This window comes from Arcanobacterium phocisimile (assembly GCF_016904675.1).
Classification (GTDB): Bacteria; Actinomycetota; Actinomycetes; order Actinomycetales; family Actinomycetaceae; genus Arcanobacterium; species Arcanobacterium phocisimile.
Genome location: NZ_CP070228.1, coordinates 1,621,541 through 1,644,049 on the forward strand (window position 1 = coordinate 1,621,541; position 22,509 = coordinate 1,644,049).

At 52.3% G+C, this 22,509-nt stretch carries 16 protein-coding genes and 3 rRNA genes; 9 read left to right on the forward strand and 10 right to left on the reverse strand.

Features of this window, described 5'->3' with window-relative positions:
* Positions 1–24: 24 nt before the first annotated feature.
* Both JTE88_RS07350 and JTE88_RS07355 read right to left on the reverse strand, forming a co-directional pair.
* Positions 25–792, reverse strand: coding sequence for an alpha/beta hydrolase family protein (locus JTE88_RS07350; protein WP_204423983.1), 768 nt, complete (start codon positions 790–792; stop codon positions 25–27).
* Between the two features lie 119 nt (positions 793–911).
* On the reverse strand, positions 912–1,364 hold the full coding sequence (locus tag JTE88_RS07355) for a protein-tyrosine phosphatase family protein (protein ID WP_204423984.1): 453 nt from the start codon (positions 1,362–1,364) through the stop codon (positions 912–914).
* 216 nt (positions 1,365–1,580) lie between these two features.
* Here JTE88_RS07355 and JTE88_RS07360 point away from each other — a divergent pair, with 216 nt between their 5' ends.
* Positions 1,581–3,803: an NADP-dependent isocitrate dehydrogenase gene (locus tag JTE88_RS07360; RefSeq protein ID WP_204423986.1), complete on the forward strand. Its 2,223-nt coding sequence runs from the start codon at positions 1,581–1,583 to the stop codon at positions 3,801–3,803.
* 109 nt (positions 3,804–3,912) lie between these two features.
* Positions 3,913–4,437, forward strand: coding sequence for an LppP/LprE family lipoprotein (locus tag JTE88_RS07365; RefSeq protein WP_204423988.1), 525 nt, complete (start codon positions 3,913–3,915; stop codon positions 4,435–4,437).
* Between the two features lie 135 nt (positions 4,438–4,572).
* Here JTE88_RS07365 and JTE88_RS07370 read toward each other — a convergent pair whose 3' ends face one another.
* Complete coding sequence (locus JTE88_RS07370) at positions 4,573–5,529, reverse strand: L-lactate dehydrogenase (RefSeq protein ID WP_204423990.1); 957 nt, start codon at positions 5,527–5,529, stop codon at positions 4,573–4,575.
* 156 nt (positions 5,530–5,685) lie between these two features.
* On the opposite strand from JTE88_RS07370, the gene JTE88_RS07375 reads away from it, so the two are divergent.
* Genes JTE88_RS07375 through JTE88_RS07385 form a run of 3 tightly spaced genes read left to right on the forward strand, consistent with a single transcriptional unit; the run spans position 5,686 to position 8,197 of the window.
* Complete coding sequence (locus JTE88_RS07375; RefSeq protein ID WP_204423992.1) at positions 5,686–6,468, forward strand: FAA hydrolase family protein; 783 nt, start codon at positions 5,686–5,688, stop codon at positions 6,466–6,468.
* A 9-nt stretch (positions 6,469–6,477) separates the two neighbouring features.
* A complete protein-coding gene (locus JTE88_RS07380) occupies positions 6,478–7,740 on the forward strand; it encodes an alpha/beta fold hydrolase (protein ID WP_204423994.1) in 1,263 nt (420 codons plus the stop codon).
* A 58-nt stretch (positions 7,741–7,798) separates the two neighbouring features.
* Positions 7,799–8,197 carry a DUF4870 domain-containing protein gene (locus JTE88_RS07385; protein WP_204424001.1) on the forward strand — a complete coding sequence of 133 codons (399 nt, stop codon included), beginning with the start codon at positions 7,799–7,801 and terminating at the stop codon, positions 8,195–8,197.
* Positions 8,198–8,316: 119 nt separating this feature from the next.
* Here the strand turns inward: JTE88_RS07385 and JTE88_RS07390 are convergent, their stop codons facing one another.
* The gene (locus JTE88_RS07390; protein WP_239519509.1) at positions 8,317–9,480 is read right to left on the reverse strand and encodes a peptidase T; all 1,164 of its coding nucleotides are present in this window, start codon (positions 9,478–9,480) and stop codon (positions 8,317–8,319) included.
* 300 nt (positions 9,481–9,780) lie between these two features.
* Between JTE88_RS07390 and JTE88_RS07395 the strand changes: the two genes are divergently transcribed.
* Complete coding sequence (locus JTE88_RS07395) at positions 9,781–11,751, forward strand: glucose PTS transporter subunit IIA (RefSeq protein WP_204424005.1); 1,971 nt, start codon at positions 9,781–9,783, stop codon at positions 11,749–11,751.
* Between the two features lie 8 nt (positions 11,752–11,759).
* Positions 11,760–12,611, forward strand: coding sequence for a PRD domain-containing protein (locus JTE88_RS07400; RefSeq protein ID WP_204424007.1), 852 nt, complete (start codon positions 11,760–11,762; stop codon positions 12,609–12,611).
* Between the two features lie 249 nt (positions 12,612–12,860).
* Here the strand turns inward: JTE88_RS07400 and ptsP are convergent, their stop codons facing one another.
* The 5 genes from ptsP to JTE88_RS07425 all read right to left on the reverse strand — a co-directional run bounded on the left by ptsP (position 12,861) and on the right by JTE88_RS07425 (position 20,243).
* Positions 12,861–14,561 (reverse strand): phosphoenolpyruvate--protein phosphotransferase, encoded by a 1,701-nt coding sequence (ptsP, locus tag JTE88_RS07405; RefSeq protein WP_204424009.1) that lies wholly within the window; start codon positions 14,559–14,561, stop codon positions 12,861–12,863.
* Positions 14,562–14,565: 4 nt separating this feature from the next.
* Positions 14,566–14,829, reverse strand: a complete 264-nt coding sequence (locus JTE88_RS07410) for an HPr family phosphocarrier protein (protein ID WP_204424011.1) — start codon at positions 14,827–14,829, stop codon at positions 14,566–14,568.
* Positions 14,830–15,143: 314 nt separating this feature from the next.
* A 5S ribosomal RNA gene (gene rrf / locus JTE88_RS07415) occupies positions 15,144–15,261 on the reverse strand.
* A gap of 101 nt (positions 15,262–15,362) precedes the next feature.
* Positions 15,363–18,455, reverse strand: a 23S ribosomal RNA gene (locus JTE88_RS07420).
* 262 nt (positions 18,456–18,717) lie between these two features.
* Positions 18,718–20,243, reverse strand: a 16S ribosomal RNA gene (locus JTE88_RS07425).
* Together the 16S, 23S and 5S rRNA genes form the textbook arrangement of a ribosomal RNA operon.
* A 700-nt stretch (positions 20,244–20,943) precedes the next feature.
* Between JTE88_RS07425 and JTE88_RS07430 the strand changes: the two genes are divergently transcribed.
* Together JTE88_RS07430 and JTE88_RS07435 are read left to right on the forward strand one after the other, a co-directional pair.
* Entirely contained in the window at positions 20,944–21,492 is a 549-nt protein-coding gene (locus tag JTE88_RS07430; protein ID WP_204424013.1) for an NAD(P)H-dependent oxidoreductase, read from the forward strand.
* Between the two features lie 69 nt (positions 21,493–21,561).
* The gene (locus tag JTE88_RS07435; RefSeq protein WP_204424015.1) at positions 21,562–22,023 is read left to right on the forward strand and encodes a Dps family protein; all 462 of its coding nucleotides are present in this window, start codon (positions 21,562–21,564) and stop codon (positions 22,021–22,023) included.
* Positions 22,024–22,084: 61 nt separating this feature from the next.
* Here the strand turns inward: JTE88_RS07435 and JTE88_RS07440 are convergent, their stop codons facing one another.
* Positions 22,085–22,501 (reverse strand): rhodanese-like domain-containing protein, encoded by a 417-nt coding sequence (locus JTE88_RS07440; protein WP_204424017.1) that lies wholly within the window; start codon positions 22,499–22,501, stop codon positions 22,085–22,087.
* Positions 22,502–22,509: the final 8 nt, after the last annotated feature.

Sequence of the window (22,509 nt, forward strand, 5' to 3'; positions counted from 1 at the left end):
CCTCATATTCTAGCCCTTTGGAGGTTACTCTGCGCGCAGAGCTCCGAGTAGAAAGAGCCACGCATCGTGGCCAGGGCGAATCAGATCGACGTGGTTTGTTCCCGGAACCATCGCGGTACGAATTGGAGTTTCCGCAATTTTTCGCGTTACCGCGGCTGGCACAGTTTGGTCATCTTCACCGTAAATGATCTGTACATTCAAACAGCCGTCAATATATCCAGTTTCACCGAGATCTGCACTGCGTACGCTCGGGTCGAATTTACGGTAGAGCTCTGGAAGCTGGATGGGCATCCCACCCATCCAGCGTTCGATTCCAGATACACCTGCATTAGCGCTTGCAAGTTCGGTTAAGTAGAAAAAGGGCGCCAAGGCAATCGCTCTGCGTGGGGGGAGTGCTGGATCCAAGGCAACGTCAAGAACTAAAGTTCCACCTAGGGAGTGTCCAATCCAGATCGCGTCGCTCAGATCGGTGCGGTTGGCTAAGAAAGATAGATCGGACATCGTCAATCGTGGGTTTCCACGTTCTTTACGAACCTCTACCAGCGCCACCCGGTAGCCCTCTTCCCCTAGAGCTAGAGCAGCAGGACGCGCATGTGCGAGTGTCATATCGGTCCGATATCCGCCCCCGTGAAGAAAAACAACACGTTGACCATCACGAGGCCCGTACCATTCGATGAATTGAGAGTCGTGCTCGCCATACGATTCGATTTCTTCACTGGCAACACTTAAAGCCGCCAGAGTCTGAAGGACATGGCGTTCTGGAGTTTCTGGTGTTACCTCATCAAGGAACATAGGAACTAGTATCACTCAAACATCGCTGAAACTCATGTCAAGAAGACCGTATTTGGACCGATGAGGCAATGACCACGAAATGAAATGGGCATAACACACATCATCACTGCGCCTAAGACCTAGTTAACGTCGGCGCCTAAGTCCATGACAAATGCGCGTTGCGCGGGAGACTCCACTGATTGCGGATTGTAGTCACGCTGGACGAGTTCAATAGCAGAATGGGGATCCATTCCGTCAAATACCGCAAGAATCGCGAGTGCAGTTCCGGTACGCCCGACGCCGCCAGCACAGGTAATTTCGACCTTCTTCTCCGCGGCACTTTCCCAAGCTTCACGCAACGTTTGTAGCGCTTGCGCAGAACGGCGCGGTAGCCGATAATCTGGCCAATCAATCATAATCGTTTCACCCGCGCGCGAGGAAAGAGTTTGCGCACCGAAACGATGACCAACAGAGGTAGTTAAAACGATGGACAGATCAGCAGCTTCATCGACTGCAACCTTCCATGAGCGTCCTCTGATCCGTCGTCCAGACGGGAGGGTAATGACACCTGGACCTTCATTCCATGTAGCCATCGTCGACCTCCTGATATTGACTCGCGAGCGTTTTCGCGTAATACAAAACTACCAATGCTTAGCTATATTTCCCTAGTAATAAAGCCTCCCTAGGGCACTTTGGCAAGCAATGTCACACCGACATGTTGATTTGGAACACATTTCTCCCCATTCCTGATAATCTTTACATCAAGACATCTTTATTTCCGCAGTCCCGCTCGAAGGAGAGTAGTAGACATGGTTGAGATCATTTATACCCACACAGACGAAGCACCAATGCTAGCCTCTGCATCCCTCCTGCCGATCATTTCATCCTTTACTGCCACAGCCGGAATAAAGGTCACTTCGTACGATATTTCGTTAGCTGGACGAATGATCGCTGCATTTAGCGATCAGCTTCCGCCACATATGCAACAACCAGACGCTCTCACCGAACTCGGAAAACTAGCCCAAAAGCCAGAAGCCAATATCGTTAAACTCCCCAATATTTCCGCGTCTCTTCCCCAACTTCTGGCAGCTATCAAAGAGCTACAAGACCACGGATATCCCCTGCCGGATTATCCTACGCAACCCACAACTGCCGCCGATCGCGATATCCGTCGCCGCTACGATGCGATCATAGGATCCGCAGTCAACCCAGTCTTACGCGAAGGTAACTCCGATCGCCGCGCACCCCAAGCGGTCAAAAACTATGCGCGATCCCATCCTCACCATATGGCTACCTGGTCCGCGGATTCGCAAACATTCGTCGCAACAATGCACAGCGGGGATTTTAAACACAACGAAGTATCCACCGTCGTCGAAAAACTCTGCCATGCAAAAATTATTTTCACTGCACTCGACGGATCATCCCAGACCATCACTCCGCACATCACACTCGACGCCGGCGACGTCGTTGATGCCAGCGTTATGGACGTCAACGCACTGGATACTTTCCTCACCGATTGCGTAGCAGCAGCGAAAACTCACGATCTTCTCTTTTCTCTTCACTTAAAAGCCACCATGATGAAGGTATCCGACCCGGTTATCTTCGGTCGTGCCGTTCGCGCGTTCTTCCCACGCACCTTCCAGCAGTTCGGAGCAGTGCTCCACGCCAGTGGCCTTTACGCAGATAATGGTCTGGGATCGATATTCACCGGTCTTGAAAACGCGCCAGATTTACGATCCGTTGCACCCGCCATTAAGGACTCCTTCGCAGCCGAATTATCTGCTGGTCCACAACTTGCCATGGTCAACTCCGATCAAGGCATAACGAATCTTCACGTGCCTTCTGACGTTATCGTTGATGCCTCAATGCCAGCGATGATTCGTAGCGGAGGGAAAATGTGGGGAGCCGATGGCCAATTGCATGACACAGTAGCCGTCATTCCTGACTCTTCCTACGCCGATGTCTATCAGGTAGTTATAGACGATTGCAAAGCTCACGGAGCCTACGATCCAGTCACCATGGGTAGTGTTCCCAACGTTGGTCTCATGGCGCAAAAAGCTGAGGAATACGGCTCACACGATAAGACCTTCGTCGCCCCAGATGCCGGGCGAGTTGAACTCATAGATGACAACGGAAAAGTCCTCCTGACCCGCGATGTTCACGACGGCGATATTTTCCGTTCCTGCGTTACTAAAGACGAACCGATTCGCAACTGGGTCGGCTTAGCGGTTGAGCGTGCTCGAATTTCTCAGACTCCGGTTATTTTCTGGCTTGATCCGCAACGCGCCCACGATCGGATCATGGCTGAAAAAGTCACGCACTACTTAACTGAGCACGACACCCACGGGTTGGATATACAGATACTGTCCCCTCGCCGGGCTACCGAAGTTACTGTTGAACGTATCCGATACGGGCTCGATACTATTTCAGCCACTGGAAATGTTTTGCGCGATTATTTGACTGATCTTTTCCCCATCATGGAGTTGGGAACGTCTGCAAAAATGCTGTCAGTAGTTCCGCTCATGGCTGGTGGTGGTCTATTTGAAACCGGGGCCGGCGGCTCCGCACCAAAACTTGCCCGCCAGCTACTTGAAGAAAACCATCTGCGCTGGGATTCACTTGGTGAATTTTTAGCTATAGCCGAATCCTTACGCCATGCGGGGAGAACAACGGGCAACTCGCGAGCATTAGTACTCGCTGACACCCTCGATCAGGCAACCGAGCGCGTGCTTTCTGAAGAGCGCTCTGCACAGGCGGGTGTGGGCCAACCTGATAATCGTTCATCTCACGTTTGGCTAGCTACCTATTGGGCAGGAGCGCTGGCTAACCAAAACAACGACCCGGAGCTGGCGCACGTATTTACACCGTTGGCGCAGCAATTAGAAGATCACTCTGGAGAAATCCAAGATGAGCTGATCACTGCTCAAGGTAAGCCCATTTCACTCGGCGGTTACTATCAGCCTGATCCGGAAGTACTCGAATCGACGATGCGTCCGTGCACACAATTTAATGACATTTTGGCTACTTTATAGAACGCCTCACTACATCATTCACGAACCTCACGTATCGGAACCGTCGCAAGATGGCGTGTAAAAGTGCTAACGTTTATGTCGTTTAGTTATTGACATTGAGGAAGGAACTATGACTCGATCACGCGCATGGCGGTTTATTCTTGGGCTACCAGTTGCCCTCGTCGCATTTACTGGATGTTCAAATTGTGTAGAGATTTCCGGTGATGAAGCATTGCAAAAAGCAGCAACCGAAATTGCGCCAGCGTGGGAAGGGCTTGAAACTGATTCTACAAAAAACTGGGACTTCTCCGCCGCAGATACCTCCACTTTCGATTCGTGCAAGGCGATCTCATGGATTACTATCCCCACTGGCGATGCCGATGAGAACTCCCCCTACGACGTCGCGCTATTCCACAACGGCGAATTTGTTCGTAGTGCTGAAGCACGCCCCTATCTCAGTAAGCCAGAGGTTTCGCGGGTATCTGATAAGGAAATCCAGATCGATCGCGTCTGGTATCTCGACGACGAGCACACGATGCCCAAGAAAGCAGTCGCCACCTACGTATGGAACGACGATAACTCCCGCATCAAGCGTACCGGAAGTTTGCCGCCAAACGACTTCGCAGCCGGCACCTTTAAGCCAGATGCCGAATAGCTCGTAAACGCTAGTAAATATAGGTGGCGGGGAACATCAACAATGATGTTCCCCGCCCACCTATAAAAATCGGTTGCTCCCTGACTCCAATTACTTACTGAGGTACTTACCGAGGCCAGGAACAGCCACCAGCTATCACAAGCCGATACTCTTTTGCGCCGCGGTAAGCGCTTGAACCGAAGCATCGAAACGTGCACGTTCTGCATCGTCCATCGGGAATTCGATCGGGCGCTCAACACCGTTGGCACCAACAATACATGGCACTGCGAGCGCTACATCTTCAACTCCGAAAGAGCCCTGCAGAACACTAGAAACAGGCAAAATTGCGCGCTGGTTGTTCAACACTGCTTCAACGATACGAGCGCCAGCAACGCCAATAGCGTAGTTGGTTGCTCCCTTACCTTCGATGATCTTGTAGGCCGAATGGATCACTTCTTGTTCGAGCTCATGGAGCACATCGTCAGTGAACACCTTTTCACCCTTGGCATTACGCCAATCACGGAGTGAAACCTGACCGATAGTTGCCGATGACCACAGTGCGAATTCGCTATCGCCATGCTCACCAACAATCAACGAGTGGACCGACCGCGGTGAGACGCCGATCTTACGCCCAACGAGCCAACGCAACCGGGATGAATCCAGCACCGTACCTGAACCAAAGACGCGACCTTCGGGAAGCCCCGAGAACTTCGCTGCCGCAGCGGTAAGGACATCTACCGGGTTGGTGACCAACACGAAAATAGCGTTCGGTGAGAGCGGGACGAGATCTGACATGAGGCTTTCAAGAATATGGGCATTCTTTTCGGCAAGCTCGAGGCGGGTCTGACCTGGGTTCTGCTTTGCTCCAGCAGTGATCAAGACGATGTCTGAATTGGCAGTAACGGTAATATCCGAGCCACCGATCAGTTCCGAACCAGCCATGAACTGAGTGCCATGGGCAAGATCGAGCACCTCGGCGTCGACCTTAGTTTTATTGATATCGAAAAGCGCAACGACGTTGGCAGAACCGCGCAACATAGCAGCATACGCAAGAGCAGTACCGACTGATCCTGCACCGATGACGGACATTTTGGTTTTAAATTGTGTAGCCATACTTCCATTATCCCGGTTTTTCCGCCAAAAGTCTTGAATTTCTTGGTCACACTTTCTAGCCGGTGGCAACTATGCCGCAAAAAGTGACACAATACAATCAGAAAACACGACATGCGGCCGGGATTCTCGTCGTCGGACTGCACGAAAGGATACGTTATGGATAGGTCACTAGCCAACGAACTCGCACGGAAGTTGAGCGCCGCACAGCACACGCGGGAAATATTGCCACGAATTTCCGAGCAGCTCCCGCACGCAACTATTGATGACGCCTACGAGATCCAGGCAGCATGGGTAGAAGAACAACTCGATGCCGAGCGCAAGCTCGTGGGTCACAAGATTGGTCTCACTGCCCGGGCTGCTCAAGATCGGCGCGGGATTACCGAACCAACCCATGGCACAATCTTCCGTGATCAAATTTTCGACAATTCATCACTGATTGATTTCGACATGTTCCACAATCCGCGCGTTGAGGTGGAGTTGGCGTTTATTTTGAAAGATCGTCTCGAAGGCCCCCACGTCACTATGTATGACGTTTTACGCGCCACTGAGTTCATCACGCCAGCCTTGGAGATTCTCGCTCCGCGCATTGCTGGACCGGGTCGCACAGTTGTCGATTCTGTTGCCGACAATTCATATTTCGGCGCCATGATTTTAGGCGGACGTCCGCTACGTCCGGAAGACGTAGACATGCGCTGGGTTTCGGCTCTGCTCTACAAGAACGAAGTTATTGAAGAAACTGGCGTTGCTGCCGGCGTTTTGAACCATCCAGCTAATGGTGTCGCGTGGCTTGCCAATACGCTTGGCGCCCGCGATCAAGCATTAGATGCTGGCGAAATCATTCTCGCTGGTTCATTCACCCGTTCCATGCCGGTTGAGCGCGGTGACGTAATCTTGTGTGATTACGGCCGGATGGGCACGATTTCGGCACGTTTCGTATAAGGAACGACGATGGCGACTACCACAACATATTTACAAGGTCTTCGTCTCGACGACCACACGTTACGTGTTCCCCTTGTTCATCACGACGCCGCCGATACCCGCACTATCGAGGTGTTTGCTCGCGTTGTCACCCCAACCGGTGGCGAGAATCTTCCGTTCTTGGTTTATCTGCAAGGCGGTCCGGGATTTGAAGCGCCGCGGGTTGCGTTAAATCCGCTGTCGCCAGGATGGTTGGGTGCGGCACTCAAGCGTTATCGGGTGGTCATGCTCGATCAGCGCGGAACCGGCCGGTCAACCCCGGTTGATTCGGGTCTACTTTCCCAAGGTAACACCCACGAGGTTGCCGAGTATCTCAGCCATTTCCGCGCAGATTCCATCGTCGAAGATGCCGAATTGTTGCGGGAACACCTAGGGGCTAGCACTCAACAGTGGAATCTTCTTGGGCAAAGTTTTGGTGGGTTTACCGCTGTTTCCTACATTTCCACTCACCCCGAATCGGTGCACCGTGCCTTCTTTACTGGCGGCCTGCCACCTGTAACTGGGCATGTGGATGAGTTTTATAGCGCAACGTTTAATAAGATGCGGTGGCTGTCGGAAAACTATTATTCGCGTTTTCCACACGACCGCGAGCGCATGCGCAACGCAGTGGAGCTAGCTGCCGCTGGCGAGATTGTGTTGCCTGATGGTGAAGTAGTTTCGCCGTCGAGATTGCGCTCAATCGGCATGGATTTGGGGCGCAATGACGGCTGGCTGGCGATCCATAATCTTCTCGAATGGGATCCGCGTTCGGCGACGTTTGCTCACGACCTATCTGCGCAGTTGCCATTCGATGCGCGCAATCCGATCTATTTCTTGCTTCACGAAGCTTGTGGGGCTAACGGTGTGGTCACTAACTGGTCTGCCGAGCGCGTGATGCCTGCTGATTTCCATGAAGATAGCACGCTGTTGACTGGCGAACACGTGTTTGGTGACTGGTGTGAGACTGTTCCTGCCTGGCAGCCCTGGGCTGAGGTTGCACGTGAATTGGCGCAATGGCGATGGACACCGCTTTTCGATCCAGATGTTTTGCAGACTTCTGGAGTTCGTGGGGCTGCAACAATCTATTTGCGTGACGCATTCGTGCCGTTTGAGCTGTCGATGACAACTGCTGATCTTATGCCCGGGGTTCGAGAAATTGTCACCAATTCTCATGAGCACAATGGTTTGCGTGCTATGGGTGACGATATTTTTGAGCACATGTGTGACGTGGCGGAAGGTATTCGTTACCGGTAGCACTTAGCTCTAGGAATAAATCTCAGTGGACTGAGCCAAGTCTAGGCATAATAAACATATGACTCAATCTATTTATGACAATGGCCGGCTCGTTGCCTCGGTATCCGAGGATGACCTCATCTGGGCAAAAATTGCACATCTATCTGCAATTCTCGCCATGATTGTCTCCGCCACATCGCTGTCTTTCCTTGGGCCACTTGTTATTTGGGGCTTGAAGAAAGATTCGTCAACGTATGTGCGTTCAGCAGCCGCTGAATCGTTCAATTTTAACATCGGCATGTGGGTGATGAACGCAATCGGATGGATACTAACCTTCACACTTATCTTGGCACCAGTTGGAATTCCACTGATCATTGCCAGTTTTGTCTTGACGCTATGGCATCATTTGAAGGCTTTCGGAGCAGTAAATCGCCACGAGCAGTACCACTACCCTTTCCAGATTTCGGTTCTGAGCTAAGGAATATAGCTCCTACGTTCCGGTGCGTTACTCCTGAACAACGAGCTCAACCGTCTTATGAGAGTGATGGGTCCGCGCTTTCGTGGACCCATCACTCTCATTTGTCACTAGTGCACTACCTAGAACTCCCGCGTCATAAGCGCCCAGATCGTGCGATAGGAGCGTTCGAATTCGGACACTGGTAAAAATTCATGAACCGAATGAAAGTTGAAACCTCCAGTGAAAATATTTGGGGTGGGAATTCCCTGCGTAGATAAATAGGAACCATCGGTTCCCCCGCGCATAATGAGTGGCCGTGCCTCTCTCCCAGTACTAGCGACAGCTGCCCGTAAATCATCGACAACCCACTGATTATCTGGCCCTAACGAATCGGCGATATTCCCATAAATATCGGTGATGTCGCAAACGATTTGTGCTCGCGGATAACGTTGCTGAATCTCGGTAACCGCTGCTCGGATGTGAGCCTTTCGCTCAGCAAACTTTTGTTTGTTGTGGTCGCGGATATTGAGCGTGACAATCGTCCGTGCCTGATTACCGTCAATACTTTGGACCCAAATATAGCCTTCGCGCCCTTCAGTACATTCTGGCGTTTGACTGCGGTCAAAAAGGGAGATGAAATCATGCGCAATAAGGTTGGGGTTGATCAGCACACCTTTTGCCGACATCGGATGAGCTGGCACCCCAACAATCTCGACAACTGCCTGACCGGCGTTAAAAGTCTCGTAAGCGATGGTTGCCTGGCCTTCGCAATCAATCGTGTATGCGCCGTCGACGTCGAACCGAGAAAGATCTAGAGATTTCACACCCCGCAAACCGATCTCTTCATCGGGAACGAACGCCACCACAATATCGGGGTGATCGGCGTGGCCGAGGTTCGATAGCGCCGTCATAATTGACGCCAATGCCGCCTTATCGTCACTTCCCAATACGGATGTACCGTCTGTACAAATGATCTCTTCGCCCAGGTAATCACCGAGCACCGGATATTGTTGCGGGTCCAAAACATGCCCGTTGCCTAGCGTGATGGGCTGGCCAGCAAAGCGAACTAGTTGCGGATGAATTACAGGGCTCAGACCGACGTCGACGGTATCAAGGTGGGCACAAAATCCGAGCGTCGGGCCGGGAAGGTTTCCTGGGAAACGCGCCGTGAGACACGCGAAGTCGTCGATCACGACGTCGACCCCACCTAGCTCACGTAACTCGCCGGCAAGCATGCGGGCCAATACCCGCTGTCCGTCACTTGTTGGCACACTCGAGCGCGATGCATCTGACTGGCTACTCACCGCCGCGTATCGAAAAAATCTTGCTATCAACTCGTGTGCAATACTCGTTGCTTCCATAAGCCTCCACGCTTTCTGACTATGACCATATTGTACGCCTAGAACGCTCGTGCTCAGTGTTCGTCCTAGGATTGATGAACATGTACAAACAGCAAGCAATTTCGGAAAATGCTTGACTGGCTACTTGATGGTTCGTAAGATAAGAAACCTATAGAGGTTGCAACTTTCATAGGCAAGACTCAAGAGTCGCTTCAGCGCGCTCTTGAGTCTTTTTGTTTTCAGCACAAGCAAAGAAGGACAAGGATGTCTACAGACAAGAGCGCCAAGGGTATTATCAATGCCATTGGCGGACCAGATAACATACGATCCTTGACTCACTGCGCAACTCGTTTGCGTTTTGAGCTCAATGATGCCGATCTCGTCAAGGCAGAGGATCTCGAGCAGATTCCTGAAGTGCTTGGCACGATGCCGCAGTCAGGTGACCGCTACCAGGTCATCGTCGGAGGCGCAGTCGAGTCCATGTATAGCGCGATCAAAAGCCTTCCAGATATGAAGACCCACGCAAGCAACAGCCAGTCTGACGACGACGTGAAGGCAGCTGCTCGCTCCAAGGCTCGCGGTAAGAACGCATGGCTTGATACGTTCTTCGAGTATCTTTCCGATTCTTTCCGCCCTATTCTTGGCGTGCTCTTGGGAGCATCGCTGATCATCGCATTCGCAGCTGTTCTTGACGCATTTGAAGTTGTTAACTTCCGCGCAGCTGACAAAGCGCCAGGCTGGGTCTTCATCGACTCCATGTGGCACTCCGTGTTCTACTTCTTGCCAATCATGGTGGCTTTTAACGCGGCAAAGAAGCTCAAGGTCGATCCGTGGCTAGGTGCAACCATCATGGCTGCCTTCCTCACCCCAGACTTCCTCAAGCTCTCCAACTCAGAGCTTTACACCACTCTTCAGTGTGTGGAAAATGAAGCAATTAAGAAGGCCACCTGTTCTACAGAAGTCTTCGGCTTGCCGCTAACGCTGCCAGATTACTCTGGAAACGTCTTCGTCCCATTGATGATGATCCCAGTTCTTGCGCTGGTTTACCACAACCTCAAGAAGATCATCCCAAGCAACGTACAGATGGTTTTCGTTCCATTCATCTCCATGATCGTCATCATTCCACTTACTGCTTTCCTCATCGGCCCATTGGGCATCTGGATCGGTAACGGTCTCGGCTTCGGCTTGGCATGGATGAACGCCACTGCTCCATTCGTCTTCGCAATCGCAATCCCTCTCATCTACCCATTCCTCGTGCCACTCGGTTTGCACTGGCCATTGAACGCCATGATGCTCGTCAATATCCAAACTTTGGGTTACGACTTCATCCAGGGCCCAATGGGTGCATGGAACTTCGCATGTTTCGGCACCACCGCAGGCGTGCTCTACTTGGCAATCCGCGATAAGGACAACGTCATGCGCCAGACTGCTTCTGGTGCACTCGCAGCCGGCCTCTTCGGCGGCATCTCCGAGCCTTCGCTCTACGGTATCCACCTACGCTTCAAGCTTGCCTACTCCCGTCTCCTCGCTGGCTGTTTAGCTGGCGGCTTGACCATCGCTGTTTTGAGCCTGCCATACGGTGGCGTAAAGACCGACGCATTCGTCTTTACCTCATTGCTCACCATCTCCGTCTTTGATCCTGCTTGGGTTTACCTCATCGCGATCGCTGTAGCATTCACTACCTCGATGCTGGCAGTTATCGCCCTCGATTACCGTCCACTCGAAGAGCGTCCTTCATACATCCGTAAGAACACTGTGACGCTCCCAGAGAACACCGTTGGTGTCCCAATCGAAGGAAAGGTCATTTCTCTCGATGAAGCTGGCGATAAGGTGTTCGCATCCCGTGCACTCGGTGAAGGCTTCGCCGTCGTCCCCGAAGTAGGACCAACCGGCAAGGCCAACGTCGTCGCTCCAATCACCGGAACGATCTCCAGCGTAACCAAGTCCGGCCACGCGTTCGGTATCAAGTCAGCTGACGGAACCGAAGTTCTCGTCCACGTCGGTATCGACACCGTCAACCTCAAGGGTGACGGATTCGATGTCAAAGTTGCTAAAGGTGACCAGATCACAGCGGGAAGCCCACTCGTAGGGGTAGACTTTGAGAAAGTCGCCGCTGCAGGATACGCGACAACAGTGATCGTTACGGTCACCAATACGCGCTCCTTCGCAGCAGTCACACCTGTGCTGGCTGACCACGCAGCAGTTCTAACGCCTGGTGTGACCACCCAACGTTAAGGACACACATGGAGATTCTCCGAATCTTTAATAACAACGTCGTCTTGGCCCGTCAAGACTCTGGCCGCGAGGTCATCGTGACGGGCCGAGGCGTCGGTTTTAAGGCCCAGGCCGGTCAACATCTGAACCCAGAGTTGATCGTCCGGGTCTTTGTGCCACTTGATGGCCGTGACCCTGACCATTTGGGTACGCTGATCGCCCAATTAAGCGGTAATGTTCGCGAGCTCGTGCACCGCGCGATGGTGGACGCTGGGTTTTCCGAAGATCAGCTCTCCAGCCCAACTCTTTATATCGCCTTGTGTGACCACATCGAGTTGGCATTGCGCCGGGCGGAAACTGGCGAGATTCTCCAGTACCCATTGCAGGCGGAGGTCGAACATTTATACCATGACGAATACATCCAGGCTGGTGCTTTTCTGGCGGCTTTGAATGGGCTTCTGGTAGCTGATAGCCTGACCCCTCTGCCAATGCATGAGAGCATCGCAGTAGCACTTCACCTTGTCAATGCTGGCTTTTCTGCTGGCGATCTGGCTCATACCTACACGATGACTGGTCTTATTCAGCAAGTTATTGATGTTATCGGTGCAAGTTTTGGTGTCGCTCTGGATCAAACGAGTGTCAACACTGCTCGCCTCATCACCCACATGCGATATTTATTCGTACGCATTACGCAAGGCAAGCAGCTTGACGATGAAATTTCGACGATCGGTCAAGCAATCCGTTCATCGTTGGTGGATGAGTACGCTTGTGCGGAAAATATTAGTCAGCTTATTTCACTTCGTCTTGGCACGGAGTTGAACGAAAATGAGACTGCTTATCTTGCCATGCATATTTCGCGGGTGACATCGCCTAAAGCCTAGGAGCATTTGACTCCCTCGAGGGCCGCCTCAGCAAACTTTGATACTCCGTTGAGGCTGAAGTTCGTGCGTTGTTCAAGGAAGTACCCGCACCCCTTCGATTAGCGGAGTCGCTGTTCTACATATGTCAAGAGTTGGTGGGAGACTGATATTTCAGTCTCCCACCAACTCTTGATGTTTTGCGGCTAGATCCGGAACTTTCGCATCGATTATCGGAATCGATTACTGGGGATCTCAACCTGTTCGTTAATGTCAGATCAGGAACTTCACATCCGGATGGATGAGTTTCTCCACTGCTGCACGAGCGTCGTTGGCTGTTGGAGCATCTACTGCATAAGCGGCCATCTGTTGGCAGGTGGACAGGTCGTGGAGCTTGAGTGCTGCACGTACTGCACCAACTTTTGTTGGAGCCATGGACAGCGACTGTACGCCGAGTCCGGTCAGCACGAGTGCGAGGAGCGGATCACCGCCAGCTTCGCCGCACACGCCCACATACTTACCGGTAGCTGTACCACCTTGGCACGCAGAGCGAATCATACGTAGCACGGCTGGCTGCCAAACATCGAGCAGGCTGGCTAGTTCACCTTGCATACGGTCGGCGGCCATGGTGTATTGTGCAAGATCGTTTGTACCAATCGACGCAAAATCGACAATTGACAGTAGCTGTGCTGAGTTGATCGCTGCAGCTGGTACTTCGATCATGATTCCGACCGACGGTAGCCCGACAGCGCGTGCTTTATCAGCGAACCACTGTGCTTCTTCCATCGTGGCGATCATGGGTGCCATCACGCGGACGTCTGCTCCGGTTGCCTTGTATGCTGCTGCTAACGCTTCGAGCTGGCTATCCATGAGGTCTTCCCGGATTCGGGTTAGGCGAACCCCTCGACGGCCGAGCGCTGGGTTTTCTTCCTCTCCCAGATCAGCAAACTTCAACGGTTTGTCAGCTCCAGCATCGAGCGTACGCACTGTGATGCGTCGCTTGCCAAATGCTTCGAAAACGGTTTTATATACTTCGGTCTGTTCTTCGACGCTGGGGGCTGCTTCTCTACCGAGGAAGAGGAATTCGGTACGGAAAAGACCCGATCCTTCGAGATCCTTTTCGGCTGCGCGTTTGGCATCGTCAGCTGTACCAATATTGGCGAGCAGTGCCACGCGATGACCGTCATACGTCATACCAACACCGTGAGAGTCTGCCAAGGCAGCTTCACGTTGTTCGGAGCGTTCCGTAAGCAAATCGATATCTTCTTGTGAAGGCGCAATAATGACTTCGCCAACACCGCCGTCAAGCGCCATGGTGGCGCCTTCCGCTTGTGCCAGGGTGGCAAAATCAACGACTTTACCAACGCGCACTGCTGCAGGAATACCCAGCTGTGCTGCCAAGATTGCGGTGTGACTGGTAGGCCCACCTTCCGCAATAACAATACCGAGAGCCTTGTCTGGATCTAGAGTAGCGGTTTCGGCCGGAGCTAAATCGCGGGCGACGATAATCGATGGTTCTGAGAGCTCAGGAATGCCTGGCATCGGCAGTCCACGGGCGACGGCGATTGCTCGATCGCGAACATCATAAAGATCCGTCGCACGTTCTGCCATGTAGCCACCGAGTTCGATGAACATGTCAGCATATTTCTGGATCGCGTCCGAGATAGCGCGGGTCAGTCCAGAACCGTTTTTTAGTTCCTTGACGATGGCTTTCTTTAGTCCGCGATCGCGTGCCATTTTTGCAGTGGCATTGAGGATCTCTTGCGCTTTTTCCGATGCGTGCTCGGCACGTTCGAGAAGGCTTGTCGCTACGGTTTCGAGTGCGTCAGATACTTGTTGTGTCGCAGCGTCGACGTCGTCAGTACGTGGTTCATGAGTATCGACACCAGGTGCCGGTGAGACGACGGCGATCGCGCCGTGTGCCGTTCCCGACGAGACACCGATCCCGAGAAGTACGCGATGTTCTACCGCCATAAAATCACGCGTCCAGATCGGTGGAGATGAGTCCAGCGAGCTTATCGAGTGCTTCTGTTGCACTGTCGTCTTCGGTTGAAATAATAATTTCATCGCCATGTTCCGCACCGAGTGACATAATGTCGAGGACCGATGCAGCGTCTGCTTCTTCTCCATCGAGGGTGAGGGTGAACTCAACTCCAGTGGCTTCGGCAGCCTCAGCGAGCAAAGCGGCTGGGCGGGCGTGTAGTCCGACGGCGGAGGCTACGGTAACTGTACGAGAGATCATGAGTGATTCCTTCCTCTTTGAAGGTGCTTTACGCATACGACTTCAACATATTGTGGATGTTCTGAAAACAAAAAGACCTGAGATATGCATGCGCATTTCTCAGGTCTTGCCTTTTCAGTAACAACCCTGTTATTGGACTTTATCCACTTCTCAGTTTAGCGCATGGTATAGCTTTAGGCTAGGCAAATAGGCAAAATGCCGGTCATTTATGTTCGCTCATGGAAAAGAGATCTTTCCGAGTGTGGGTATGATTAAGGGGAGGGCTGGTAGGAAACAGTGTTTCTTACCAGCCCTCCCCTTTATTGATGTTTGAATGACGGCGGTGTCCTACTCTCCCACACCCCCTCGGGTGCAGTACCATCGGCGCTGGAAGGCTTAGCTATCCGGGTTCGGAATGGAGCCGGGCGTTTCCCTACCGCTATGACCACCGTCAAAAATCTTGGGATCAATAATCCTGTATTAAATTATCTACTGCTATTGTTGTGTGGGGGTTGGGAATCGTATAGTGAACGCGAAACATACTCGAAAAATGTTTTTGTTAAGTGGTTGGCCATTAGTACCAGTCAGCTCCACACCTTACGATGCTTCCACGTCTGGCCTATCAACCCCATGGTCTATAGGGGGCCTACAAAACAAATTGTTTATGGAAACCTTATCTCAAAGCAGGCTTCCCGCTTAGATGCTTTCAGCGGTTATCCCTTCCGAACGTAGCCAACCAGCCATGCACCTGGCGGTACAACTGGCACACCAGAGGTTCGTCCGTCCCGGTCCTCTCGTACTAGGGACAGCCCTTTTCAAGTTTCCTACGCGCGCAGCGGATAGGGACCGAACTGTCTCACGACGTTCTGAACCCAGCTCGCGTGCCGCTTTAATGGGCGAACAGCCCAACCCTTGGGACCTACTCCAGCCCCAGGATGCGACGAGCCGACATCGAGGTGCCAAACCATGCCGTCGATATGAACTCTTGGGCAGGATCAGCCTGTTATCCCCGGGGTACCTTTTATCCGTTGAGCGACGGCGCTTCCACAAGCCACCGCCGGATCACTAGTTCCTACTTTCGTACCTGCTCGACCTGTCGGTCTCACAGTCAAGCTCCCTTGTACACTTACACTCAACACCTGATTGCCAACCAGGCTGAGGGAACCTTTGAGCGCCTCCGTTACCATTTAGGAGGCAACCGCCCCAGTTAAACTACCCACCAGGCACTGTCCCTGAACCAGATCATGGTCCAAGGTTAGACATCCAGCACGACCAGAGTGGTATTTCAACAATGACTCCACAACCACTGGCGTGGCTGTCTCATAGTCTCCCACCTATCCTACACAAGCCGTACCGAACACCAATACCAAGCTATAGTAAAGGTCCCGGGGTCTTTCCGTCCTGCTGCGCGTAACGAGCATCTTTACTCGTAATGCAATTTCACCGAGTTCGCGGTTGAGACAGCGGAGAAGTCGTTACGCCATTCGTGCAGGTCGGAACTTACCCGACAAGGAATTTCGCTACCTTAGGATGGTTATAGTTACCACCGCCGTTTACTGGGGCTTAAATTCACAGCTTCGAACACTTACATGTTCTAACCGTTCCTCTTAACCTTCCAGCACCGGGCAGGCGTCAGTCCGTATACATCCACTTACGTGTTCGCACGGACCTGTGTTTTTGATAAACAGTCGCTTCTCCCTGGTTTCTGCGGCCATCACCCCTAGCCTGTTAAAAGGCTTCAGGGATCAGGCCCCCCTTCTTCCGAAGTTACGGGGGCATTTTGCCGAGTTCCTTAACCACGATTCACTCGCTCGCCTTAGTATTCTCTACTCGACTACCTGTGTCGGTTTAGGGTACGGGCGGCTAAAACCTAACGTCGAGGCTTTTCTAGACAGCACAGGATCACTCTACTTCCCCACATAAATGGGTCATCATCCAGCCTCACCCTTATATGTCCCCCGGATTTGCCTGAGGAACGGGCTGCGCTGTTAAACGTGGCAAGCCATTAGCCACGCGAAGCTACCACTCTGCGTCACCCCTGTTAACACGCTTGCTTACTACACGATCAGGTCCCACGCTCCCCACACACCCCAACCCGAAGGAAGAAGATGGTGGTTTGGATGGTTAGTATCCCATGATTCAACATTGACGGTTTTTCGCCGGTACCAGAATATCAACTGGTTGCCCATCGACTACGCCTGTCGGCCTCGCCTTAGGACCCGACTAACCCAGGGCGGACGAACCTGGCCCTGGAACCCTTAGTCATTCGGCGGACGGGATTCTCACCCGTCATTCGCTACTCATGCCTGCATTCTCACTCGTACGAAATCCACAACCAATCACTTGTGCTGCTTCACCTCACGTACGACGCTCCCCTACCCAACAAAACAAAAGTTTTATTGCCGCGGTTTCGGCGGTGTACTTAGCCCCGCTACATTGTCGGCGCAGAATCACTTGACCAGTGAGCTATTACGCACTCTTTCAAGGGTGGCTGCTTCTAAGCCAACCTCCTGGTTGTCACAGCAACTCCACATCCTTTCCCACTTAGCACACGCTTAGGGGCCTTAACCGGCGGTCTGGGCTGTTTCCCTCTCGACTACGAAGCTTATCCCCCGCAGTCTCACTGCCGTGCTCTCACTTACCGGCATTCGGAGTTTGGCTGACGTCAGTACCCCGATAAGGGCCATCGGCCATCCAGTCGCTCTACCTCCGGTAAGAAACACACGACGCTGCACCTAAATGCATTTCGGGGAGAACCAGCTATCACGGAGTTTGATTGGCCTTTCACCCCTACCCACAGGTCATCCCCTCCATTTTCAACTGAAGTGGGTTCGGTCCTCCACACGCTCTTACACGTGCTTCAACCTGCCCATGGGTAGATCACCCCGCTTCGGGTCTAGAACATGCAACTAAAAATCGCTTTTTAAAACTCGCTTTCGCTACGGCTACCCCACACGGGTTAACCTCGCTACATGCCACTAACTCGCAGGCTCATTCTTCAAAAGGCACGCCATCACCCCTACCAAGGAGGCTCTGACGGATTGTAAGCGTCCGGTTTCAGGTACTATTTCACTCCCCTCCCGGGGTACTTTTCACCATTCCCTCACGGTACTCATCCACTATCGGTCACACGGAGTATTTAGGCTTACACAGTGGTCTGTGCAGATTCACACGGGATTTCACGGGCCCCGTGCTACTCGGGCACCACATAAAGCAGACTGACATGTTCCAACTACCGGACTCTCACCGTCTACGGTCCAGCTTCCCAACTGATTCGTCTACACACCAGCATTTATCACTACCCGACCCCTCATCGGCGGGATCAAACATGGCCCCAACAACACCACACACGCAACGCCCGACAGCTATCACACGCGCATGGTTTAGCCTCATCCGCTTTCGCTCGCCACTACTCACAGAATATCTTTTCCTGCGGGTACTAAGATGTTTCACTTCCCCGCGTTACCCCCAAACACCCTATACATTCAGATGCTGGTAACTAGAAATAACTCTAGCCAGGTTCCCCCATTCGGACACCCCCGGATCACAGCTCGTTTGCCAACTCCCCGAGGCTTATCGCAGGCTACAACGTCCTTCATCGGCTCCGTATGCCAAGGCATCCACCGAACGCTCTTGAACACTTACAAAAAACCAAAGATGCTCGCGTCCACTATACAATTCTCAACCACCACACCAACACCACACCCCTGAACACCCAACACGATGAGCACCCAAAAGCACAGGCAGTACACGGAGTATTACCCCACACCCCAACAGCATGCCAGACAATCCATAACGATTTTTCCACTAAAAACCACCACAACCAACACCAACCACAACAGGTCAATGCCAGCCACACCCCAAAATAAACAAACATGAAAAATACAGGGCATGAAGGTAGCTCCTTAGAAAGGAGGTGATCCAGCCGCACCTTCCGGTACGGCTACCTTGTTACGACTTCGTCCCAATCGCCAATCCCACCTTCGACCGCTCCCCCCAAAAAGGTTAGGCCACGGGCTTCGGGTGTTACCAACTTTCGTGACGTGACGGGCGGTGTGTACAAGGCCCGGGAACGTATTCACCGCAGCGTTGCTGATCTGCGATTACTAGCGACTCCGACTTCATGGGGTCGAGTTGCAGACCCCAATCCGAACTGAGACTGGCTTTAAGGGATTCGCTCACCCTCACAAGCTCGCAACCCTCTGTACCAGCCATTGTAGCATGCGTGAAGCCCAAGACATAAGGGGCATGATGATTTGACGTCGTCCCCACCTTCCTCCGAGTTAACCCCGGCAGTCTCTCGTGAGTCCCCACCTAAAAGTGCTGGCAACACAAGACAAGGGTTGCGCTCGTTGCGGGACTTAACCCAACATCTCACGACACGAGCTGACGACAACCATGCACCACCTGTACACCAGTCCGAAGACGCACACATCTCTGCATGATTCCGGTGCATGTCAAGCCTTGGTAAGGTTCTTCGCGTTGCATCGAATTAATCCGCATGCTCCGCCGCTTGTGCGGGCCCCCGTCAATTCCTTTGAGTTTTAGCCTTGCGGCCGTACTCCCCAGGCGGGGCACTTAATGCGTTAGCTACGGTACAGAACCCATGGAAATAGGCCCCACACCTAGTGCCCAACGTTTACGGCATGGACTACCAGGGTATCTAATCCTGTTCGCTCCCCATGCTTTCGCTCCTCAGCGTCAGTAACGGCCCAGTAACCTGCCTTCGCCATCGGTGTTCCTCCTGATATCTGCGCATTCCACCGCTACACCAGGAATTCCAGTTACCCCTACCGCACTCTAGTCTGCCCGTACCCACTGCAGCCCCGGAGTTAAGCCCCGGTCTTTCACAGCAGACGCGACAAACCGCCTACGAGCTCTTTACGCCCAATAATTCCGGACAACGCTCGCGCCCTACGTATTACCGCGGCTGCTGGCACGTAGTTAGCCGGCGCTTATTCAACACCTACCCTCAACTTTCGCCTTGTTCAGTGTTAAAAGGAGTTTACAACCCGAAAGCCTTCATCCCCCACGCGGCGTCGCTGCATCAGACTTGCGTCCATTGTGCAATATTCCCCACTGCTGCCTCCCGTAGGAGTCTGGGCCGTATCTCAGTCCCAATGTGGCCGGTCACCCTCTCAGGCCGGCTACCCGTCGAAGCCTTGGTAGGCCATCACCCCACCAACAAGCTGATAGGCCGTGAGCCCATCCCCCACCAGAAACCCTTTCCAACACCCACCATGCGGCAGGAGCAGAATATCCAGTATTAGACCCCGTTTCCAAGGCTTATCCCGAAGAAGGGGGCAGGTTACTCACGTATTACTCACCCGTTCGCCACTAATCCACCCCAGCAAGCTGGAGCTTCATCGTTCGACTTGCATGTGTTAAGCACGCCGCCAGCGTTCGTCCTGAGCCAGGATCAAACTCTCCAAACAAAAACCAAACACCCCAAAGGGTATCCAATCAATACAGTCCGAAAAGCCAAAACAGGCTCAACAAAACAGACAAACCAAAACTAGCTCATCCAAAATAAAATAAAGAAAACACACCAACCAAAAACAGTCAGCATGCAATCCAAACAAAAACAATCATTATAAAAAGCTGACACACTATTGAGATATCAAACAACACACCCACACCCAACAACCACCCAGAAAAACCAGGCAACCATCAAGAAGGATAACCCCACCAAACTAACACACAACCACACTCAAGTCAAAACCCAAGCCAGTCACACATCAACAAGGAAGGAAACCATCACCACCAGAACACTAACCGCGCTCCTCGGCGACAAGAAAAAACAATACCCACCCACACAACCAACCGTCAAACCAAAACAACGTAAGCACTACCACAAAGCCATTTTCCAGCGTCGTTTCAAGACAATTTCAGAACGTAAGCGAGGTGACACTATTTTAAGTGGACACCATTCCGCGTCATGAGATAGATAGTCCACCTCATGGACTATGGAACAGTTTCAACGACGTGCAATTGCCCGCCAACTCTTACACTCAGCCTACGTCACATTCACACCAGTAGACACCCGCCCCCTCATATGGTTTAATATTAAACAATCGATTTTTCGGCTCTGACATCGAAAACCATTCATACATTGACTGCTTAGAAAGGCACCTAATGAAGAAGATCGCCGTCATCGTCGGAAGCACCCGTCACGGATCCTGGAATCGCGCAATTGCTGAAGATCTCGTCTCGATGCTCCCCGACGGCTACGAAGCAGAATTTCTGTCCATCGCAGACCTTCCGTTCTACGATCAAGATTGGGATACACCAGAAGCAATCCCAGCCGCAGTCACCGAACTACGAGCCAAAGCCGACGCAGCTGATGGTTTCATCATCACCACTCCGGAATACAACCGCTCAATGTCGGCAGTGTTGAAGAACGCACTCGATATCCTTTCGCGCCCATACGGAGCACAAACCTTCTCCGGCAAACCCACCCTCGTCGCTAGCGCATCTCCTGGAGGCTTCGGCGGTTTCGGCGCTATTCGCGATCTACGTAACGTTCTCGCATTCTTAGATGCACAAGTTATTGCGCAACCAGAAATTTACTTGAGCTTTATTCATAATCTCTACGTTGAGAACAAGCTCAACGATGACACTGCAGCCTTCTTGCGTACCGCAGTTGCAAAGTTCGTGGCCGCTTTTCCACCAGAAGCGAAGTAAGGCGATTTTCCATCACCAAAACCGGATAATGGAATCGTAAGGAAATGTTCTATAGAGAGAGGAAAGAAGATGACCAAGGGTTTCACCGGCTCCTCAGTTCTATCTGAAAGCCTACAAAAAGTTTTGACCGACGTCACCGCACTGTCCCTAGTTGGAAAGCAGTTGCATTGGAACGTCGTAGGTGTTGGCTTCCGTGGCCTGCACCTCTACCTAGACGAGGTCGTTGCTATTGCACGCGCAGCATCTGACGAAGTTGCTGAGCGCATGCGCGCAATCAACCTTGTTCCAGATGGTCGCCCGCAAAGCGTTGGAGAACTCACCAGCCTGCCAGCAGTCAAGGAAACTATCGTTTCCACCGAGGAAGCAGTCGTGGCAGCAGTTGCCGCGATTAACGCAACCGTTGGCACAATGCGTCAGGTTCACGAAAAGGTCGACGCCGAAGATCCGGCTTCTGCCGACATCCTGCTAGACTACGTCCGCCAGCTTGAACAGCAAGCTTGGTTTATTGGATCATCAGTCGACAAGGCTTGAGCTTTAAACAAAAATTGGGGCGAACCACGGTTCGCCCCAATTTTTTATACAGTCACTTAAGTTACTTATCGACGACGTCGAGGCCCAACTCTTGGGACGCCTCTTGAACCGACCCAAGGTTCTTCACATCAGTAAAGCCGATGCTCTCCATGTAGCCTTTGGCTCCATCCGCACGGTTTCCAGAACGGCAATACAAGATATAAGCTGCGGACTTGTCCAGATCTTTAACCTGGTTTTGGAATTCAGCATCGTTGACGTCGAAGTTGACCGCGCCAGCAACATGCCCGGTAGCGAATTCTTCTGGGGTGCGAACATCAATAATCATTGGGTTTTGGTCTTTCTTCGTATCCATCATCTGGGAGCTATTACTGGACACTGATTCGGTGGCGGTATTTGGCTGGGCTTGCTCAGGAGCTGAACAACCGGCCAGAACAAGGCACACACCGCACACAGCGCCAGTAAAAATTTTCTGCATCATAACGCTCA